Source organism: Streptomyces sp. NPDC047043, assembly GCF_040644055.1.
In the GTDB taxonomy this organism is placed as follows: Bacteria; Actinomycetota; Actinomycetes; order Streptomycetales; family Streptomycetaceae; genus Streptomyces.
Genome location: NZ_JBEYVO010000003.1, coordinates 295,870 through 310,257, shown reverse-complemented (window position 1 = coordinate 310,257; position 14,388 = coordinate 295,870). Strand labels below are relative to the sequence as shown.

At 70.5% G+C, this 14,388-nt stretch carries 13 protein-coding genes; 9 read left to right on the top strand and 4 right to left on the bottom strand.

Translation table 11 applies throughout. The features are described from left to right. Positions 1 to 108 precede the first annotated feature (108 nt). Complete coding sequence (locus tag ABZ880_RS06630; RefSeq protein ID WP_361258194.1) at positions 109 to 840, top strand: LPXTG cell wall anchor domain-containing protein; 732 nt, start codon at positions 109 to 111, stop codon at positions 838 to 840. A 76-nt stretch (positions 841 to 916) separates the two neighbouring features. After that, entirely contained in the window at positions 917 to 2,230 is a 1,314-nt protein-coding gene (locus ABZ880_RS06625; RefSeq protein WP_361257896.1) for an FAD-binding oxidoreductase, read from the top strand. A 260-nt stretch (positions 2,231 to 2,490) separates the two neighbouring features. Here ABZ880_RS06625 and ABZ880_RS06620 read toward each other — a convergent pair whose 3' ends face one another. Continuing rightward, the gene (locus ABZ880_RS06620) at positions 2,491 to 3,066 is read right to left on the bottom strand and encodes a biotin transporter BioY (RefSeq protein ID WP_361257893.1); all 576 of its coding nucleotides are present in this window, start codon (positions 3,064 to 3,066) and stop codon (positions 2,491 to 2,493) included. Positions 3,067 to 3,494: 428 nt separating this feature from the next. On the opposite strand from ABZ880_RS06620, the gene ABZ880_RS06615 reads away from it, so the two are divergent. The 7 genes from ABZ880_RS06615 (at position 3,495) to ABZ880_RS06585 (ending at position 11,302) form a co-directional block, all read left to right on the top strand. Beyond that, the gene (locus ABZ880_RS06615; protein ID WP_361257890.1) at positions 3,495 to 4,685 is read left to right on the top strand and encodes an ROK family protein; all 1,191 of its coding nucleotides are present in this window, start codon (positions 3,495 to 3,497) and stop codon (positions 4,683 to 4,685) included. Positions 4,686 to 4,876: 191 nt separating this feature from the next. Then, positions 4,877 to 5,941 (top strand): ABC transporter substrate-binding protein, encoded by a 1,065-nt coding sequence (locus ABZ880_RS06610; RefSeq protein WP_361257887.1) that lies wholly within the window; start codon positions 4,877 to 4,879, stop codon positions 5,939 to 5,941. 5 nt (positions 5,942 to 5,946) lie between these two features. Then, positions 5,947 to 6,786, top strand: a complete 840-nt coding sequence (locus tag ABZ880_RS06605) for an ABC transporter permease (RefSeq protein WP_361257884.1) — start codon at positions 5,947 to 5,949, stop codon at positions 6,784 to 6,786. Further along, on the top strand, positions 6,762 to 7,487 hold the full coding sequence (locus ABZ880_RS06600) for an ABC transporter ATP-binding protein (RefSeq protein WP_361257881.1): 726 nt from the start codon (positions 6,762 to 6,764) through the stop codon (positions 7,485 to 7,487). Before ABZ880_RS06605 ends, ABZ880_RS06600 begins: the two co-directional genes overlap by 25 nt. Positions 7,488 to 7,548: 61 nt before the next feature. Next, complete coding sequence (locus ABZ880_RS06595) at positions 7,549 to 8,895, top strand: LLM class flavin-dependent oxidoreductase (RefSeq protein WP_361257878.1); 1,347 nt, start codon at positions 7,549 to 7,551, stop codon at positions 8,893 to 8,895. Between the two features lie 12 nt (positions 8,896 to 8,907). Further along, positions 8,908 to 9,804 carry a TauD/TfdA family dioxygenase gene (locus tag ABZ880_RS06590; RefSeq protein ID WP_361257875.1) on the top strand — a complete coding sequence of 299 codons (897 nt, stop codon included), beginning with the start codon at positions 8,908 to 8,910 and terminating at the stop codon, positions 9,802 to 9,804. Between the two features lie 112 nt (positions 9,805 to 9,916). Next, positions 9,917 to 11,302, top strand: a complete 1,386-nt coding sequence (locus ABZ880_RS06585) for an amino acid permease (RefSeq protein ID WP_361257872.1) — start codon at positions 9,917 to 9,919, stop codon at positions 11,300 to 11,302. 16 nt (positions 11,303 to 11,318) lie between these two features. Here ABZ880_RS06585 and ABZ880_RS06580 read toward each other — a convergent pair whose 3' ends face one another. From ABZ880_RS06580 to ABZ880_RS06570, 3 genes are read right to left on the bottom strand one after another with little or no spacing between them, the layout of a single operon-like run. Beyond that, a complete protein-coding gene (locus ABZ880_RS06580; RefSeq protein ID WP_361257869.1) occupies positions 11,319 to 12,095 on the bottom strand; it encodes an SAM-dependent methyltransferase in 777 nt (258 codons plus the stop codon). 11 nt (positions 12,096 to 12,106) lie between these two features. Beyond that, positions 12,107 to 12,727, bottom strand: coding sequence for a histidine phosphatase family protein (locus ABZ880_RS06575; RefSeq protein ID WP_361257866.1), 621 nt, complete (start codon positions 12,725 to 12,727; stop codon positions 12,107 to 12,109). Continuing rightward, entirely contained in the window at positions 12,724 to 14,208 is a 1,485-nt protein-coding gene (locus ABZ880_RS06570; protein WP_361257863.1) for an FGGY-family carbohydrate kinase, read from the bottom strand. The genes ABZ880_RS06575 and ABZ880_RS06570 overlap by 4 nt, the downstream gene beginning before the upstream one ends. Positions 14,209 to 14,388: the final 180 nt, after the last annotated feature.

The following is a 14,388-nucleotide window of genomic DNA, read 5'->3' as shown; positions in this document are numbered from 1 at the left end:
ATTGAAACACAATGGTCACACTTCGTGCTGTACCAGCATAGTGCGGAGAAATCTTGTGGTAGCTCTTCAAGTACTGCGAATTCAGGCGCAGCCAAGGGGGATGTGAACATGAGTTCTCGTCGCACTACGACCATCGCGGGATCGCTGGTCGCGGCATCTTTTTCGGCGGTGATGATCCTTTCCTTCACCGCCAGCGCGGACGACCAGGGACCCGGGAGCAGCAAGGGGGGAAAGGTCATCGACGAGGCCCCGGCAGGCGTCAAGCTGACCACGCTGCTGCCCTCGAAGATCTCGGTCGACAACAGCTCGCAAAAGACGGCGATTACCGCCACGGTCAAGAACGAGGGGACCAAGGACAGCGGAAAGATCCAGCTTTTGGTCGTCGGCTTCGACGGCCTCACGGTCAAGAACGTCCAAGGCTGCTCCGCAATTGAGAAAAACAATCTTCCGGAGGGGTCGAACAGCGGTTTCGCCTGCCCCATCGACAATCTGGCGGCCGGCAAATCGAAGTCGTACGCGGTCGACGCCACGTACGACCTGAGCAAGACCGGCAAGATCTGCCTGCCGGTGCAGACCGGTGACGGGAAGAAGACGTACTGGCAGCAGGGCCCGGTTCCCTTCGGTACGACGAACCCGTCGCCGAACGCTCCGGCCACACCGCTCCTCCTCGGCACCGACAACAAGCCGGTGGCGCCGGGCGGCAGCAACGAACTGCCGAAGACCGGTGTCGGACGGGACCTCCTGCCGCTGGGTGCGGCGGGCGCGTCGCTGATGGTGGCCGGTGCGGCCGGGCTGTGGTGGTCGTCCCGGCGGCCGACCCGGCAGGGCCTGAGCGGCTGAGCCCTCAGGGGCACGTCATCACCGTGCCCGCATAACCTGACGGCTCCTGTCAGGTTATGCGGGCACCGTGCATGTCATGACTTCCGTCGACAACACCGCCGACCTGCTCATCCTCCGTCTCGGCGAGCCCGGCTACGACGACGAACTCGCCGGTTTCCAGACCGGGTTCGCCCAGCGTCCCGCGGTGGTCTTCGCCGCCTCCTTGGCCGACGACGTGGTCGCCGCCGTGCGGTACGCGGCCGAGCGGGGGCTGCCGGTCGGTGTCCAGGCCACCGGTCACGGGCTGCCCGGCGGCTTCGAGGGCGGCGTACTCGTCACGACGAAGCGGATGGACCGGGTCGCCGTCGATCCCGGGGCCCGCACCGTCCGCGTCCAGGCGGGCGTCCGCTGGGGGCAGGTCGTGGCGGCCGCGGAGCCGTACGGGCTGGCCCCGCTCAACGGTTCGGCGCCGAGCGTCGGCGCCGTCTCGTACACGCTGAGCGGCGGACTGGGCATCCTGGCCAGGGAGTTCGGGTACGCGGCGGATCATGTGCGGGCCCTGGACGTGGTCACTGCCGACGGGCGGCGCCGGCACGTGACCCGGGAGTCGGACCCCGAGCTGTACTGGGGCCTCCTCGGCGCCGGTCACACCCTGGGCATCGTGACGGAGCTGGAGATCGACCTCGTACCGGTGCGGACGCTGTACGGCGGTGCCGTCTCCTTCGACGGGCGGGAGGTCGACCCGGCCGCCCTGCTGCGGGCGTACGAGGAGTGGACGCGGAGCGTGCCCGCCGGGCTGACCTCGTCGTTCGCCGCGGTACCGTATCCGGACATCCCGGCGTTGCCGCCGCATCTGCGCGGCAGGTACGTGGTGTCCGTGCGCGTCGCGTACACCGGCGCCGACGGGACGGAACTCGTCGCTCCGCTGCGGGAGTCGGGGCCGGTGCTCGCCGACTCGCTGCGGGAGATGCCGTATGCCGAGAGCCACACCATCCACAGTGACCCGGACTTCCCGCACGCGTACTACGGGGACAGTGCCGTGCTGAGCGAGCTGGACGTGGCGGCCGCCGGTGAGGTGCTCGGGCGGGTGGGTCCGGACTCGGGCGGGCCCATGTGCGTCGTGCAGATCAACCACCTGGGCGGGGCGCTCGCGCAGCCCGCGCCGAACTCGGTGCCGTATCGCGAAGGGCGGTTCCTGGTTCGGTTGTTGACGGTCGGGGACCGCGATCAGGCACGTGAGCTGCTGGATCCGGCCTTCGCTCTGCTGGCGGACACGACCATCGGCCGGGCGCTCAACTTCACCTTCGGCGCCGGCGACCGGACGGACGGCCTGTACGACGACGAAACGCGAAAGAGGCTCGCCGGTCTGAAGTCGCAGTACGACCCGGCGAACCTCTTCCGCAGGAACTAGGTGTGCTGTCCGGCGGATCGGCTCGGCGTCGCCGGGTCTGGCACGCACTCCCCCACTGCCTTAAAGGCATGAGGGACCCCCAGCGGCCTTGTCGTCACTCTCCCCCACTCTCGGCTTCGCTCGAGCGGGAGGGTCCCCCGTCGCTCCGCGTCGACTCCCTCCTCCGCCTTGCAGCTGCACGCCCCAGCCCCCGCTCGGGTCGGCCAAGACCCGCCGTACCGTGCAGCCGACCTGATCCGCGGACAGGCCCTAGCCAGGCATCAGCGCTTGAGGAGCTTCCAGGCGGTGGGCGTCAGGCCCATCGCCAGGGCCGCCTTGAGGGCGTCGCCGAGCAGGAACGGGGTGAGGCCGGCTGCGATCGCGGCGGAGGCGGACATGTCGGCGGCGTAGGCCAGGTACGGGACGCCGACGGCGTAGATGATCGTCTCGCCCAGCAGCATCGTACCCGCCATGCGCAGCACGGAACGGTCGGCGCCGCGGCGGGCCAGGGCGCCCACGACGGTGGACGCGAGCATCATGCCGAGGATGTAGCCGAGGGAGACCGAGACGCCGGAGGTGCCGCCCGCGAACCAGGGCGTGCCCGCGACGCCGGCCAGTGCGTACAGGACGAGCGCGAGGAGGCCGCGGCCGGCGCCCAGGGTTGTCCCGACGAGCAGCGCGGCGAAGGTCTGGCCGGTCACCGGCACCGGGGAGCCCGGGACGGGGACGGAGATCTGGGCCGCGAGGCCGGTGAGCGCGGCGCCGCCGAGCACGAGCGCGATGTCGCGTACGCGGGTTGCGGGGAGCAGGTCGGCGAGGACCGTTCCGGGGCGGGCGGTGGCGGTGGCGGTGCTCATGGGGACTCCGCGGGTCGGGGGCAGATGGGGACTTGGTGACGCTAACCCAGGCCGCTCGAGACGATCACCGTCAGCGCTCGACAAAGGCTGGAGCTGCGGGTTCGTGGGCTCCGGACAAAAGATGTGGGTTACACCGGGCACGGCGTGACACCGGTCACGGAGACAGGGATGTCTTGCTCACCCGCCGGACCCGGGCGGCACTGTCGGGTCTCGCCAAATGAATCCTAGTGGTCTGGTCGGATTCACCTTCTCTGGCCTACCCTTCGAGACATGGTCGCCCAGTCCCGGAACTTCACGTCGCGTCGCTATGTCGACCTGCGACGCCAGGGCGCGACCGGCTGTTGCCGTCCGGTGTGAGGCATCCGGAGCGGTTCCGGTGTGCCTCACCCTCCGAGACATGTCGGCCCCGGTCCCCAGGACGGTCTCCCATGCCCCGTACCGCGGCAACCACTCTCCCCTCCCCTCCGCCCCGAAGCGACCGACGCCGGACCAGCGCCAGCGTCGTGCTGCGGTCCGTGCTGGAACACGGACCGGTGGCGCGCTCCACCATCGCCCGGCTGACCGGGCTGTCGCCCGCGTCCGTCACCGACTACTGCGCCCGGTTCGCCGAACTCGGCCTGATCCGTGAGTCGGACGTGCCCCGGCGCTCGAACGGGGTGGGCCGTCCGCACGTCCCCGTCGACCTGGACGACTCGCGGTTCGTGGTCGTCGGGGTGCATGTGGCCGTGCCGTACACCACGGTGGCGCTGCTCGATCTGCGCGGCCGGGTGGTGGCCCGGCGCGAGTTGAAGCACGAGCGCATCGATCCGGGTGCGGTGCTCGCGCGGGCCGCCGAGGGGATCGGGGCGCTGCTGGCCGGCAACCCGCGGTGCAGAGCCCTCGGTGTGGGCGTGGCCGTCGGCGGCTGGGTCGACCGGGAGTCCGGGACCGTCGTGGAGCATCCGCTGCTCGGCTGGCGGGACGTGGCGGTGCGGGAGGCGCTCGGCGAGCGCACCGGGCTGCCGGTCCATGTGGACGGGCATGCGCGGGCGTTGGTCAACGGGGAGCGGCTGTTCGGGCTGGCGCGGGGCAGCGGAAGCGTGCTGCACCTGTTCGTCGGCAACGTCGTCGACGCGGCCTTCGCCACCGGCGACGAGGTGCACCACGGGCCGCGCTCCCAGGCGGGCGCGATCGCCCATCTGCCGGTGCCGGGCGGCACGGAGCCGTGCGACTGCGGCCGGATCGGCTGCCTCCAGGCCGAGTTGAGCGAGCGGACGCTGTGCCGGCGGGCGCGGGAGGCCGGGGTCGCCGAGGGCGTGAACCCCATGCATGTGGTCGCGGCGGCGGCTGCGGGTCGTCCGGAGGCGGTACGGCTGCTGGTGGAGCGGGCGGGTGCCATCGGACGGGCGGCGCGGCTGCTGCTGGACGTACTCAATCCGGAGACGGTGGTCGTGACCGAGGTCGGTGTCATTCACCGCGAGGACTGCCTCGTCGCATTGCGCGCCGGGGTCGGCGACGAGCGGGCGGCCGCCGTGATCCCGACGAGTTTCCCGGATTCCGTGCTGGCGATGGCGGGCGGTTCGGTGGCATTGGACGTGCTGTACCGGGATCCGCTGGCCTCCTCACCTGAGCGGAATTAATTCAGAAACGCCGAATATTGACAGGGGTTCCGCCCGGCCGGGAACATCCTGTCCATGAGCCCGCACCTGTACTGTCGTGCCCTTTGTTGCTGACACGTTGCCCCGTGTGACGCGCTCATTTCTCGCGCATGAATTCCCTTCTCGGTGATTTTCTCGTGCGCTCATTCAGTACTGATTCAGGGAGTCCTCCCATGCCATTTTCCCGTACGTCCGGTATCGACCGGCGTCTGTTCCTCTCCTCCGTCCTGGGCGCTGCTGCCGGTGTCGCCGGGCTCAGCGGCTGCGCGAACGGCAACGCGGCCGCCGACACCAAGGGCGTCTCGTCCAAGCCGCTCGCCGACACGGTTCCGGCGGGTACCAGCCTGAAGATCGCCTCATATCTGGGCACCCAGCAACTGCAGTTCAAGCTCGCCAAGTTGGAGCTGCCGTTCAAGGTGTCGAGCTGGGTGAACATCGGTGCAGGACCCGATGTCATCAACGCTTTTCGCGCCAAGTCCCTGGAACTCGCCAACAACGCGGGAATTCCGCCGATCCAGGCGCACTACCAGGGTTTCGACGCGAAGATCGTCGCGATCAACATCACCCGCAAGCCCAATTACCTCTTCGCCACCAAGCCCGGCAGCGACATCCAGTCGATCGAGGACTTCAAGGGCAGGAAGTTCGCGTTCTCGCAGGGTCAGGCTCAAGGTGTCGTACTCCTGCGGGCGTTGAAGAAGGCGGGGCTGAAGTACGACGAGGTGGACCTGGTCCCGCTGACCAGCAACCAGTTCCTGACCGCTCTGCAGTCGGGCCAGGTGGACATCGCGCCGCTCGGCAACACGCAGGCGCCCGCCTACCTGGCGCAGTACGAGTCGAAGGGCGCCCACGTCATCACCACGGACGTCGTCGACCTGCTCAACCTCCTGTGGGCGCCGACCTCGGTGCTGAACGACTCGGCGAAGGCCGCGGCGGTCGCCGCGTACATCCCGTACTGGGCCAAGGGCCAGGTCTGGACGTACGAGCACCCCGACGCCTGGAACGAGGAGTTCTACGTCAAGACCCAGAACCTGACCCTCGCGCAGGCCCAGGGCATCACCAAGCTCGCCAACAAGCCGCTGTTCCCGCCGAGTTGGGACGAGGCCGTCAAGTGGGAGCAGGAGACCGCCGATCTGCTGGCGGAGGGCGGCTTCGTGAAGAAGTTCGACGTCTCCTCGCTCTTCGACCACCGCTTCGAGTCCATCGCCGCCAAGGCCGTACCGGCGGGGTACCGGAGGTGAGCGCCGTGACCACCACGACCACGACGGCCCCCGTCGTCACGGAGGACCGGGGCACACGCAGGGCACGCCGGCGAGGTCTCTCCCCGGGCAAGCGGCTGCCCGCCTCCCGTCTCATCGGCCCCGCCGCCGTCCTTGCCCTGTGGGCGGCAGCCTCCGCCGCCGGGCAGCTCGACCCCGGCGCGATCCCGGCGCCCTGGACGGTGCTGCGGTCGGCCGGTCATCTGTGGACCGCCGGGACCCTGCCCACCGACATCCTGACCTCGCTGGAGCGGGCCGCGTACGGCTTCGCGATCGGTCTGACGGCCGGGGTGGCCCTCGCGCTGGCGTCCGGGCTCAGCCGGGTCGGCGAAGCGCTGATCGACGGGACGGTGCAGCTCAACCGGGCGATCCCGACCCTCGGTCTGATCCCGCTGTTCATCCTGTGGCTGGGCATCGGCGAGAGCTTCAAGATCGCGATCATCGCCATCGTCGTCTACATCCCGATCTATCTGAACACGCATGCCGCGCTGTCCGGCATCGACAGCCGGTTCGTCGAACTCGCCGAGGTGCAGGGCCTGTCGAGGTTCCAGTTCATCCGGCAGATCGTCATCCCCGGTGCCCTGCCCGGATTCTTCGTGGGACTCCGGCTCGGGGTGACCGGCTCGTGGCTGGGCCTGGTGGTCCTGGAGCAGATCAACGCCACCAGCGGACTCGGCTACATGATGTTCCAGGCCCAGAACTACGGCCAGTCCGACGTCATCCTCGTCGGCCTGCTGGTCTACGGGGTCTTCGGCCTGATCTCCGACAGCGCGGTCCGTCTCATCGAACGGAGGGTGCTGTCATGGCGCCGCACACTGAGCAGCTGACCCGGCCCGCCGTCCAACTCAGGGGTCTTACACGGTCGTTCGACGGGCGGACCGTCCTCGACGGCATCGACCTGGACCTGCCGGCCGGACAGTTCACCGCGCTGCTCGGGCACAGCGGCTCCGGCAAGAGCACACTGCTGCGGGCGATCGCCGGACTCGACCACGAGGTCAGCGGGAGCGGGCAGCTCACCGCCCCCGAGCGGGTGTCCGTGGTCTTTCAGGACTCCCGTCTGCTGCCCTGGCGGCGGGTGCTGGACAACGTACTGCTGGGGACGGACGGCGAGGAGCGGGGCCGAGCCGCTCTCGAAGAGGTGGGCCTGGGGGGCCGCGAGCGCGCCTGGCCGAACGAGCTGTCCGGCGGCGAGGCGCAGCGTGCCGCGCTCGCCCGCTCGCTTGTCCGCGAGCCCGAACTCCTGCTGGCCGACGAGCCGTTCGGCGCGCTGGACGCCCTGACCCGCATCAAGATGCACGCCCTGCTGCGGGAGCTGTGGAAGGCCCACCGGCCGTCCGTACTGCTCGTCACCCACGACGTGGACGAGGCGATCGTGCTCGCCGACCGCGTACTCGTCCTCGAAAAGGGCCGCATAGGCCTCGACCTGACCATCGACCGCCCGCACCCGCGCTCGTACCGGGACCCGTTGCTCGGCGAGTACCGGGAGCGGCTGCTGGCCGCGCTCGGCGTGACGGAAGACCACGCATGACCACAGCCCGGCGTCACAGACCACGCATGACGACAGCCCTGGGTTCCCCGGAGGATCACCGATGACCCGCCAGCTCCACCTCAACGCCTTCCTCATGAACACCGGCCACCACGAGGCCTCGTGGCGGCTCCCCGAGAGCGATCCGTACGCGCATGTCGAGCTCGACCACTATGTACGGCTCGCCAGAACCGCCGAACGCGGCACCTTCGACTCGCTCTTCCTCGCCGACGGCCCGCAGCTCTGGGGCAACATCGCCCAGCGGCCCGCCGGTGCCCTCGAACCCCTCACCCTGCTCACCGCGCTGGCGACGGCCACCGAGCACATCGGTCTGATCGCCACCGCCTCCACCTCCTACAACTCCCCCTACAACCTGGCCCGCAAGTTCGCCTCGCTCGACATCATCAGCGGCGGCCGGGCGGGCTGGAACATCGTCACCACGGCGGGTGCCGAGGCCGCGCGCAACTTCGGTCTGGAGCACGAGCCCGCGCACGCCGACCGCTACGCCCGGGCCGCCGAGTTCCTCGACGTCGCCCTGAAGCTCTGGGACAGCTGGGAGGACGACGCGATCGTCGCCGACAAGGCGACCGGCGTCTGGGGCGACGACGACAAGATCCATCCGCCGCTGCACAAGGGGACGTACTACAGCGTCGAGGGCGCCCTCAACGTGCCCCGCTCACCGCAGGGTTACCCGCTGCTGGTGCAGGCGGGCTCCAGCGAGGACGGCAAGGCGTTCGCGGCGCGGTACGCGGAGGCGGTGTTCACCGCGCAGCAGACCCTCGCCGACGCGCAGGCCTTCTACGCCGACCTCAAGTCCCGTACGGAGGTGGCCGGACGGGATCCCGAGCACATCAAGGTGCTGCCCGGGATCGTGCCGGTCATCGGCTCCACGGAGGCGGAAGCCCGGGCGAACGAGCAGCTCCTCGAGGACCACATCGTGCACCGGCACGGAGTGGCCAACCTGGAGCGATTGCTGCAACTTCCCGCCGGCACCCTGGAGTTGGACGCCCAACTGCCCGCCGACCTGCCGCCCGAGGACGCCATCGAGGGCGCCAAGAGCCGCTACACGCTCATCGTCGAACTCGCCCGGCGCGACCGCCTCACCGTCCGGCAGCTGATCGGCCGGCTCGGCGGCGGACGCGGCCATCTCACCTTCGCCGGGACGCCCGAGCAGGTCGCCGACGCGATCGAGACGTGGTTCACGCGGGGCGCCGCCGACGGCTTCAACATCATGCCCGCGGTGCTGCCGTCCGGCCTCGAGACCTTCGTCGAACAGGTCGTCCCGATCCTCCGCGGCCGCGGCCTGCTCCGCACGGAGTACGGCTCCCGGCAGACCCTGCGGGAGCGCTACGGCCTCCCCCGTCCCGCCAACCAGTACGTCACCACCACTCCTGCACTCGCCGCTGTCTGAAAGGACCCGTACATGTCCGGCATCGAGATCCAGAAGGTCACCGCGCACATCGGCGCCCGCGTCTCCGGCGTCGACATCTCCGAGCCGCTCGGCGCGGAGACCGCCGCCGCCCTCCGCGAGGCCCTCAACGTCCACAAGGCCCTGGTCTTCGACGACGTGCACCTCGACGACGAGAGCCAGCAGGCCTTCGTCCGCCACTTCGGCGACGTCACCACCGCCCACCCGACGGTCTCCTCCGTCGACGGCGTCCCGAACGTCCTGCCCGTCGACAGCGAGCGCGGCCGCGCCGCCAACCACTGGCACACCGACGTGACCTTCGTCCTCAACCCACCGCAGGCCAGCACCCTGCGCTCCATCACGATCCCGCCGTACGGCGGCGAGACCCTGATCGCCAGCTCGGCGGCCGCCTACCGCCAACTCCCCGAGCCCCTCCGGCAGTTGGCGGACAACCTCTGGGCCGAGCACACCAACGACTACGACTACGCCGTACCGGAAAAGGAGCTCGACGAGCAGCAGGCCGCCCAGCGCGCCCAGTTCACGTCGATCAAGTACCGCACGGTCCACCCGGTGGTCCGCGTCCACCCGCTGACCGGCGAACGCGGCCTGTTCATCGGCGGGTTCGCGCAGCGCATCGTGGGCCTGTCGCCGTCCGAGTCCCGCAAGATCCTCGACCTGCTCCAGGCGTACGTGACCCGTCCGGAGAACATCCTGCGCCACCGCTGGTCGGAGAACCAGCTGGTCCTCTTCGACAACCGCATCACCCAGCACTACGCCATCGACAACTACGACGGCCGGCCGCGCCGGCTGCACCGGGTGACCGTCGCCGGTGACATCCCGGTCGGCATCGAGGGCAAGGAGAGCTACTCGATCGAGGGCGACGCCTCGCACTACACATCCGTAGCCGCATAGTCGCAACCTGTAGTGAGCGCGTCCGGATAGTGGGCAGCCTCTCCTCCTGAGCGGAGAGGCTGCCCAGACTGTGGGCGTTTTTGCCCGCCTATTACCTGGACGAGCCGCACCCATGCCGAACAGCACCACCACGGTCGAGACGCCGCCACAAGCGGCCGACGCCACCCTGTCCCACAGCCTCAAGCAGCGCCACCTGTCGATGATCGCCCTCGGCGGTGTCATCGGCGCGGGTCTTTTCGTGGGCTCCGGCGCGGGCATCGCCGCGGCCGGCCCCTCCATCGTGATCGCCTACACGCTCTCCGGTCTCCTCGTGATGCTGGTGATGCGGATGCTGGGCGAGATGTCGGCCGCGTACCCGTCGTCGGGCTCCTTCTCCGCACACGCCGAGCGGGCGATCGGCCCGTGGGCGGGCTTCACCGCGGGCTGGTCCTTCTGGGTCCTGCTCTGCACGGCCGTGGGCCTGGAGGGCATCGGCGCCGCGAAGATCGTGACGGGCTGGCTGCCGGGCACCCCCGAGTGGGCCTGGGTGGCCCTGTTCATGGTCGTCTTCTGCGCCACGAACCTCGCCGCCGTGAAGAACTTCGGCGAGTTCGAGTTCTGGTTCGCGGCCCTGAAGGTCGGCGCGATCAGCCTGTTCCTGATCCTCGGTGTGCTGGCCATCGCCGGCGTCCTGCCCGGCACAAACTCCCCCGGCGCCTCGAACCTGAGCGACTTCCTGCCGGGCGGCAGCGAGGGCCTGATCGTCGGCATCCTCGCCTCGATCTTCGCGTACGGCGGTCTGGAGACCGTCACCATCGCGGCGGCGGAGTCACAGGACCCGGTGCGCGGTGTGGCGAGCGCGGTCCGAACCGCGATGTGGCGCATCGCGCTCTTCTACATCGGCTCCATGGCGGTCATCGTCACCCTGGTCCCCTGGGACTCCAAGGAGGTCGTCGAGAAGGGCCCGTACGTCGCCGCCCTCGACCACCTCGGCATCCCCGGCGCCGGGCAACTCATGAACGTCGTCGTCCTGGTCGCCCTGCTCTCCGCGATGAACGCCAACATCTACGGCTCCTCGCGCATCGCCTACTCCCTGGTCGAGCGCGGCCAGGGCCCGAAGACGCTGGGCAAGGTCTCGTCGGGCGTCCCGCGGACCGCCGTTCTCGCCTCCTCGGTCTTCGGCTTCATCTGCGTCGTACTCAGCTATTGGCGCCCGGACGACGTCTTCCCCTGGCTCCTGAACATGATCGGCGGCGTGATCCTGGTCGTCTGGATCTTCATCGCCGTCTCGCAGCTGCGCCTGCGCGCCCGCCTGAACCGGGAGGCCCCGGAGAAGCTGGTCGTACGGATGTGGGCGTTCCCCTGGCTGACGTGGATGGCGCTGGCCGGGATGGCCGGCATCTTCGTACTGATGGCACGGGAGCCCGGCACCCGGGTCCAGCTCTACTACACCGGCTCGATGACGGCGGTCCTGGCGGCGGTGGGGTACGCCTGGCAGAGGTCGCGCGCCAAGAGCTGACGCGACCTCCGACGGCTCACGGCTTGCGGCCCACGCCGCCGTGCTGCCCGATCGGGGCCGTGGCCGCGCCCGGTTCCGGGCGCCACAGCGGGACGGACACCACACCCGGCTCCACCAGCTCGAGTCCCTCGAAGAAGGCGGCGATCTGCTCGACCGGCCGCAGGAAGTAGGGGACGGCGCCGGTCTCGTTGTAGGCGTCCTGGGCCTGTTCGTAGTCCGGGTCGGTGCCGCGGGAGCCTTCGTTGAGCGAGAGGTGACTGCCTGACGGCAGGCCCGCCAGCAGGCTGCGCACGAGGTCGCGGGCCTGGCCGTGGCCGGCGACATGACCGAGGACGCCGCTGAGGATCAGGGCGGTTGGCCGGGTGAGGTCGAGGGTCCTCCCGGCGGCCTCCAGGATGCGGTCGGGCTCGTACAGGTTCAGGTTCTCGTACGCCGTCACGCCCTGCGGCGTGGAGCTGAGCAGGTCGCGGGCGTGGGCGAGGACGAGGGGGTCGTGGTCGACGTAGACGATCTTCGACTCGGGTGCGAGGCGCTGGGCGACCTCGTGCGTGTTGTCGACGGTCGGCAGGCCGGACCCGACGTCCAGGAACTGGCGTACGCCCGCCTCCGTGACCAGGTAGCGGATGCTGCGTCCGAGGAAGGCGCGGCTGCTGCGGGCGATGGTGACGATGCCGGGGAAGACGGCGGTGTAGGCGTCGCCGGCCGCCTCGTCGACCGGGTAGTTGTCGCTGCCGCCCAGCCAGTAGTTCCAGATGCGGGCCGAATGCGGTACCGAGGTGTCGATCTCCGTCATGCGGCCATCATCTACGCCTCGTCCGGATCGCACGGCACGTTCAGCGACATCAGCCCAACTGACGTGGTTTCCATACGGAGTTCGGTGACGGCGGCGTTCCGCAGGCGTGGGAAGACCCGGCGGTATTCGGACACCGGGATGCGCAGGAGTTCGCACAGCACCAGGCGGAACAGCGTGTTGTGGGCGACGACCAGGACGCGTTCGCCGTCGTGCGCGGCGGCGATGCGGTGCAGGGCGGCGGCGCCCCGCGCGGCCGCGGCGGCCGGGTCCTCGGCGCCGGGGAAGGGGTGGGCCACCGGGTCGGCGCGGAAGGCCTCCGCCGCCTTCGGGTGCTCCTGCGCGAACTCGGCGAGCGTACGGCCCTCCGCCACCCCGAAGTCGCATTCGCGCAGGTCGGGTTCGCGGTGCGGGATGAGGCCCAGGGCGCGGCAGGCGGGCTCGGCGGTGATGACGGCCCGGGACACCGGGGACGTCCAGATCGCGTCGACGGGGTGGGCGGCGGCCCAGCGGCCGAGGGCCTCGGCCTGGGCGTGGCCGGTGTCGGTGAGGGGGACGTCGCTCACGCCCGCGTAGCGGTTCTCGGCGTGCCAGACGGTCTGCCCGTGGCGGGCCAGCAGCAGGGTGGTGCTCATGAGCCCGAAGTATTGCGGTGGTTGACGGCGTCCGGTTCGAGCCGGTCGTGCGCGTGCGCCGCCACCGGTGCCGGCAGCCAGCCCCGCGCCGCCAGCTCGTCGACCAGGCGGGCGTACGGCTCGGCGAACAGCGCCGTGCGGTCCGGGTCGGGGTCGAGGACCGTGCGGATGCGCACCATGCGCTCGGCGACGGCCGCGAGCTCCGGGCCCGACCCGGTGCCGTACGCGGCCAACGCGGCCATCCCCAGGGCCGGTTCGGTCTGCAGGGGTACACGGGCCGGGCGGCCCAGGACGTCGGCGCGCAGCTGGTTCCAGTACGGGCTGCGGGCGCCGCCGCCGGTGAAGGTGAGCGGGCCGTCGAGCGGGGCGCCCAGGTGGTGGAGGTAGTCCAGGCAGAGCCGTTCGGTGAAGGCGACGCCCTGCAGCAGCGCGGCCCACAGGTCGGCGTCGCCCTTCGGCTCGCCGAGGACCAGGGCGGAGGCGTGCGGCGCCAGGAAGGGGAACCGCTCGCCGGGCGACACCAGCGGGTAGGCCACCGCGCCGGACGGTTCGAAGGCGGCCGCCCGCGCGTCCATGGCGGCCGGGTCGGCGCCCGCGAATGCCGCCGTCAGCACGCCCGCGCCCACGCTGGAAGCACCGCCGGGCAGCCAACTCCCCTCCGGCGCAAGGTGGTTGTAGACCACGCCGGTGGGGTCGTGCACGGGCGTCGGGGACGCTCCCTTCAGGACGAGTGTGGTGCCGAGCACCGAGTTCCAGGAGCCGGGGCGCAGGGCACCGGAGGCGATCTGTGCCGCACAGCCGTCGGTCATCCCGGCGACGACGGGGGTGCCGGCGGGGATGCCGGTGGCCTCCGCGGCGGCCGGGCAGACCTCGCCGAGCCGGGTGCCGGGGCGGACGACGTCGGGCAGGGCCTCCCTGGGCAGGCCCATGACGTCGGGCCAGGCCTCCCGCTCCACGTCGTAGGCCGTCTTGAGGGCGTGGCTGGAGTCGGTCGGCACCGGTTTGCCGACGAGCCGTGCAGTGATCACGTCGGGCTGGTGGGTGATCCGGCCCGGCCCGTAAGCCCCGACGAGCCACCGCGCCTTCGGCAGCGCCCAGGTGTCCTGCACCGCCAGCCCGGCCGCCCGTGCGCTCGCCGCCTCGGCCGCCGCACGCCCGTCGTCGTACATGAGCGCGGGGCTCAGCGGCTGCCCCTCGGCGTCGGTCAGCAGCACGGTCCCCGACGTCCCGCACACCGCGAGCCCGCCGATCCTCACTCCTTCGAGTGAACCGAGTGAGCCGAGCGCCGCCCGCGAGGCCGCGCACACCCCCGCCCACCACTCCCCCGGATCCTGCTCGTGCCGCTCCCCGTCCCGGCGTCCGCCGAGCGGTGCCGAGCCACTGCCGAGGACCGTGCCGTCCCCGGCGACCGCCAGCACCCGGACGCTCTGCGTGCCCAGGTCGACGCCCAGCCACACCTCGCCTGCACCAACATCCGCCATCCGCGCCTCCCGGGCATCGCGGCCGAGTCTGTGAACTTCACACCCTCCCTCGATATTGACCCGAGTTTTTCCCTTGCGCGAGGGATTGACGCGCAACTTCCGCCGTTACACCCTCTGTTAGCGAGTCGACTCAACGTGTTAACCCAACAGCGCACCGGGCCCAACCCCACGTGGAGGTCA

What these genes read in the sequence shown, in the direction of transcription:
- ABZ880_RS06630 (WP_361258194.1), top strand. Translation starts at nt 109, where the DNA reads ATGAGTTCTCGTCGCACTACGACCATCGCGGGATCGCTGGTCGCGGCA.
- ABZ880_RS06625 (WP_361257896.1), top strand. Translation starts at nt 917, where the DNA reads ATGACTTCCGTCGACAACACCGCCGACCTGCTCATCCTCCGTCTCGGC.
- ABZ880_RS06620 (WP_361257893.1), bottom strand. Translation starts at nt 3,066, where the DNA reads ATGAGCACCGCCACCGCCACCGCCCGCCCCGGAACGGTCCTCGCCGAC.
- ABZ880_RS06615 (WP_361257890.1), top strand. Translation starts at nt 3,495, where the DNA reads ATGCCCCGTACCGCGGCAACCACTCTCCCCTCCCCTCCGCCCCGAAGC.
- ABZ880_RS06610 (WP_361257887.1), top strand. Translation starts at nt 4,877, where the DNA reads ATGCCATTTTCCCGTACGTCCGGTATCGACCGGCGTCTGTTCCTCTCC.
- ABZ880_RS06600 (WP_361257881.1), top strand. Translation starts at nt 6,762, where the DNA reads ATGGCGCCGCACACTGAGCAGCTGACCCGGCCCGCCGTCCAACTCAGG.
- ABZ880_RS06595 (WP_361257878.1), top strand. Translation starts at nt 7,549, where the DNA reads ATGACCCGCCAGCTCCACCTCAACGCCTTCCTCATGAACACCGGCCAC.
- ABZ880_RS06590 (WP_361257875.1), top strand. Translation starts at nt 8,908, where the DNA reads ATGTCCGGCATCGAGATCCAGAAGGTCACCGCGCACATCGGCGCCCGC.
- ABZ880_RS06585 (WP_361257872.1), top strand. Translation starts at nt 9,917, where the DNA reads ATGCCGAACAGCACCACCACGGTCGAGACGCCGCCACAAGCGGCCGAC.
- ABZ880_RS06580 (WP_361257869.1), bottom strand. Translation starts at nt 12,095, where the DNA reads ATGACGGAGATCGACACCTCGGTACCGCATTCGGCCCGCATCTGGAAC.
- ABZ880_RS06575 (WP_361257866.1), bottom strand. Translation starts at nt 12,727, where the DNA reads ATGAGCACCACCCTGCTGCTGGCCCGCCACGGGCAGACCGTCTGGCAC.
- ABZ880_RS06570 (WP_361257863.1), bottom strand. Translation starts at nt 14,208, where the DNA reads ATGGCGGATGTTGGTGCAGGCGAGGTGTGGCTGGGCGTCGACCTGGGC.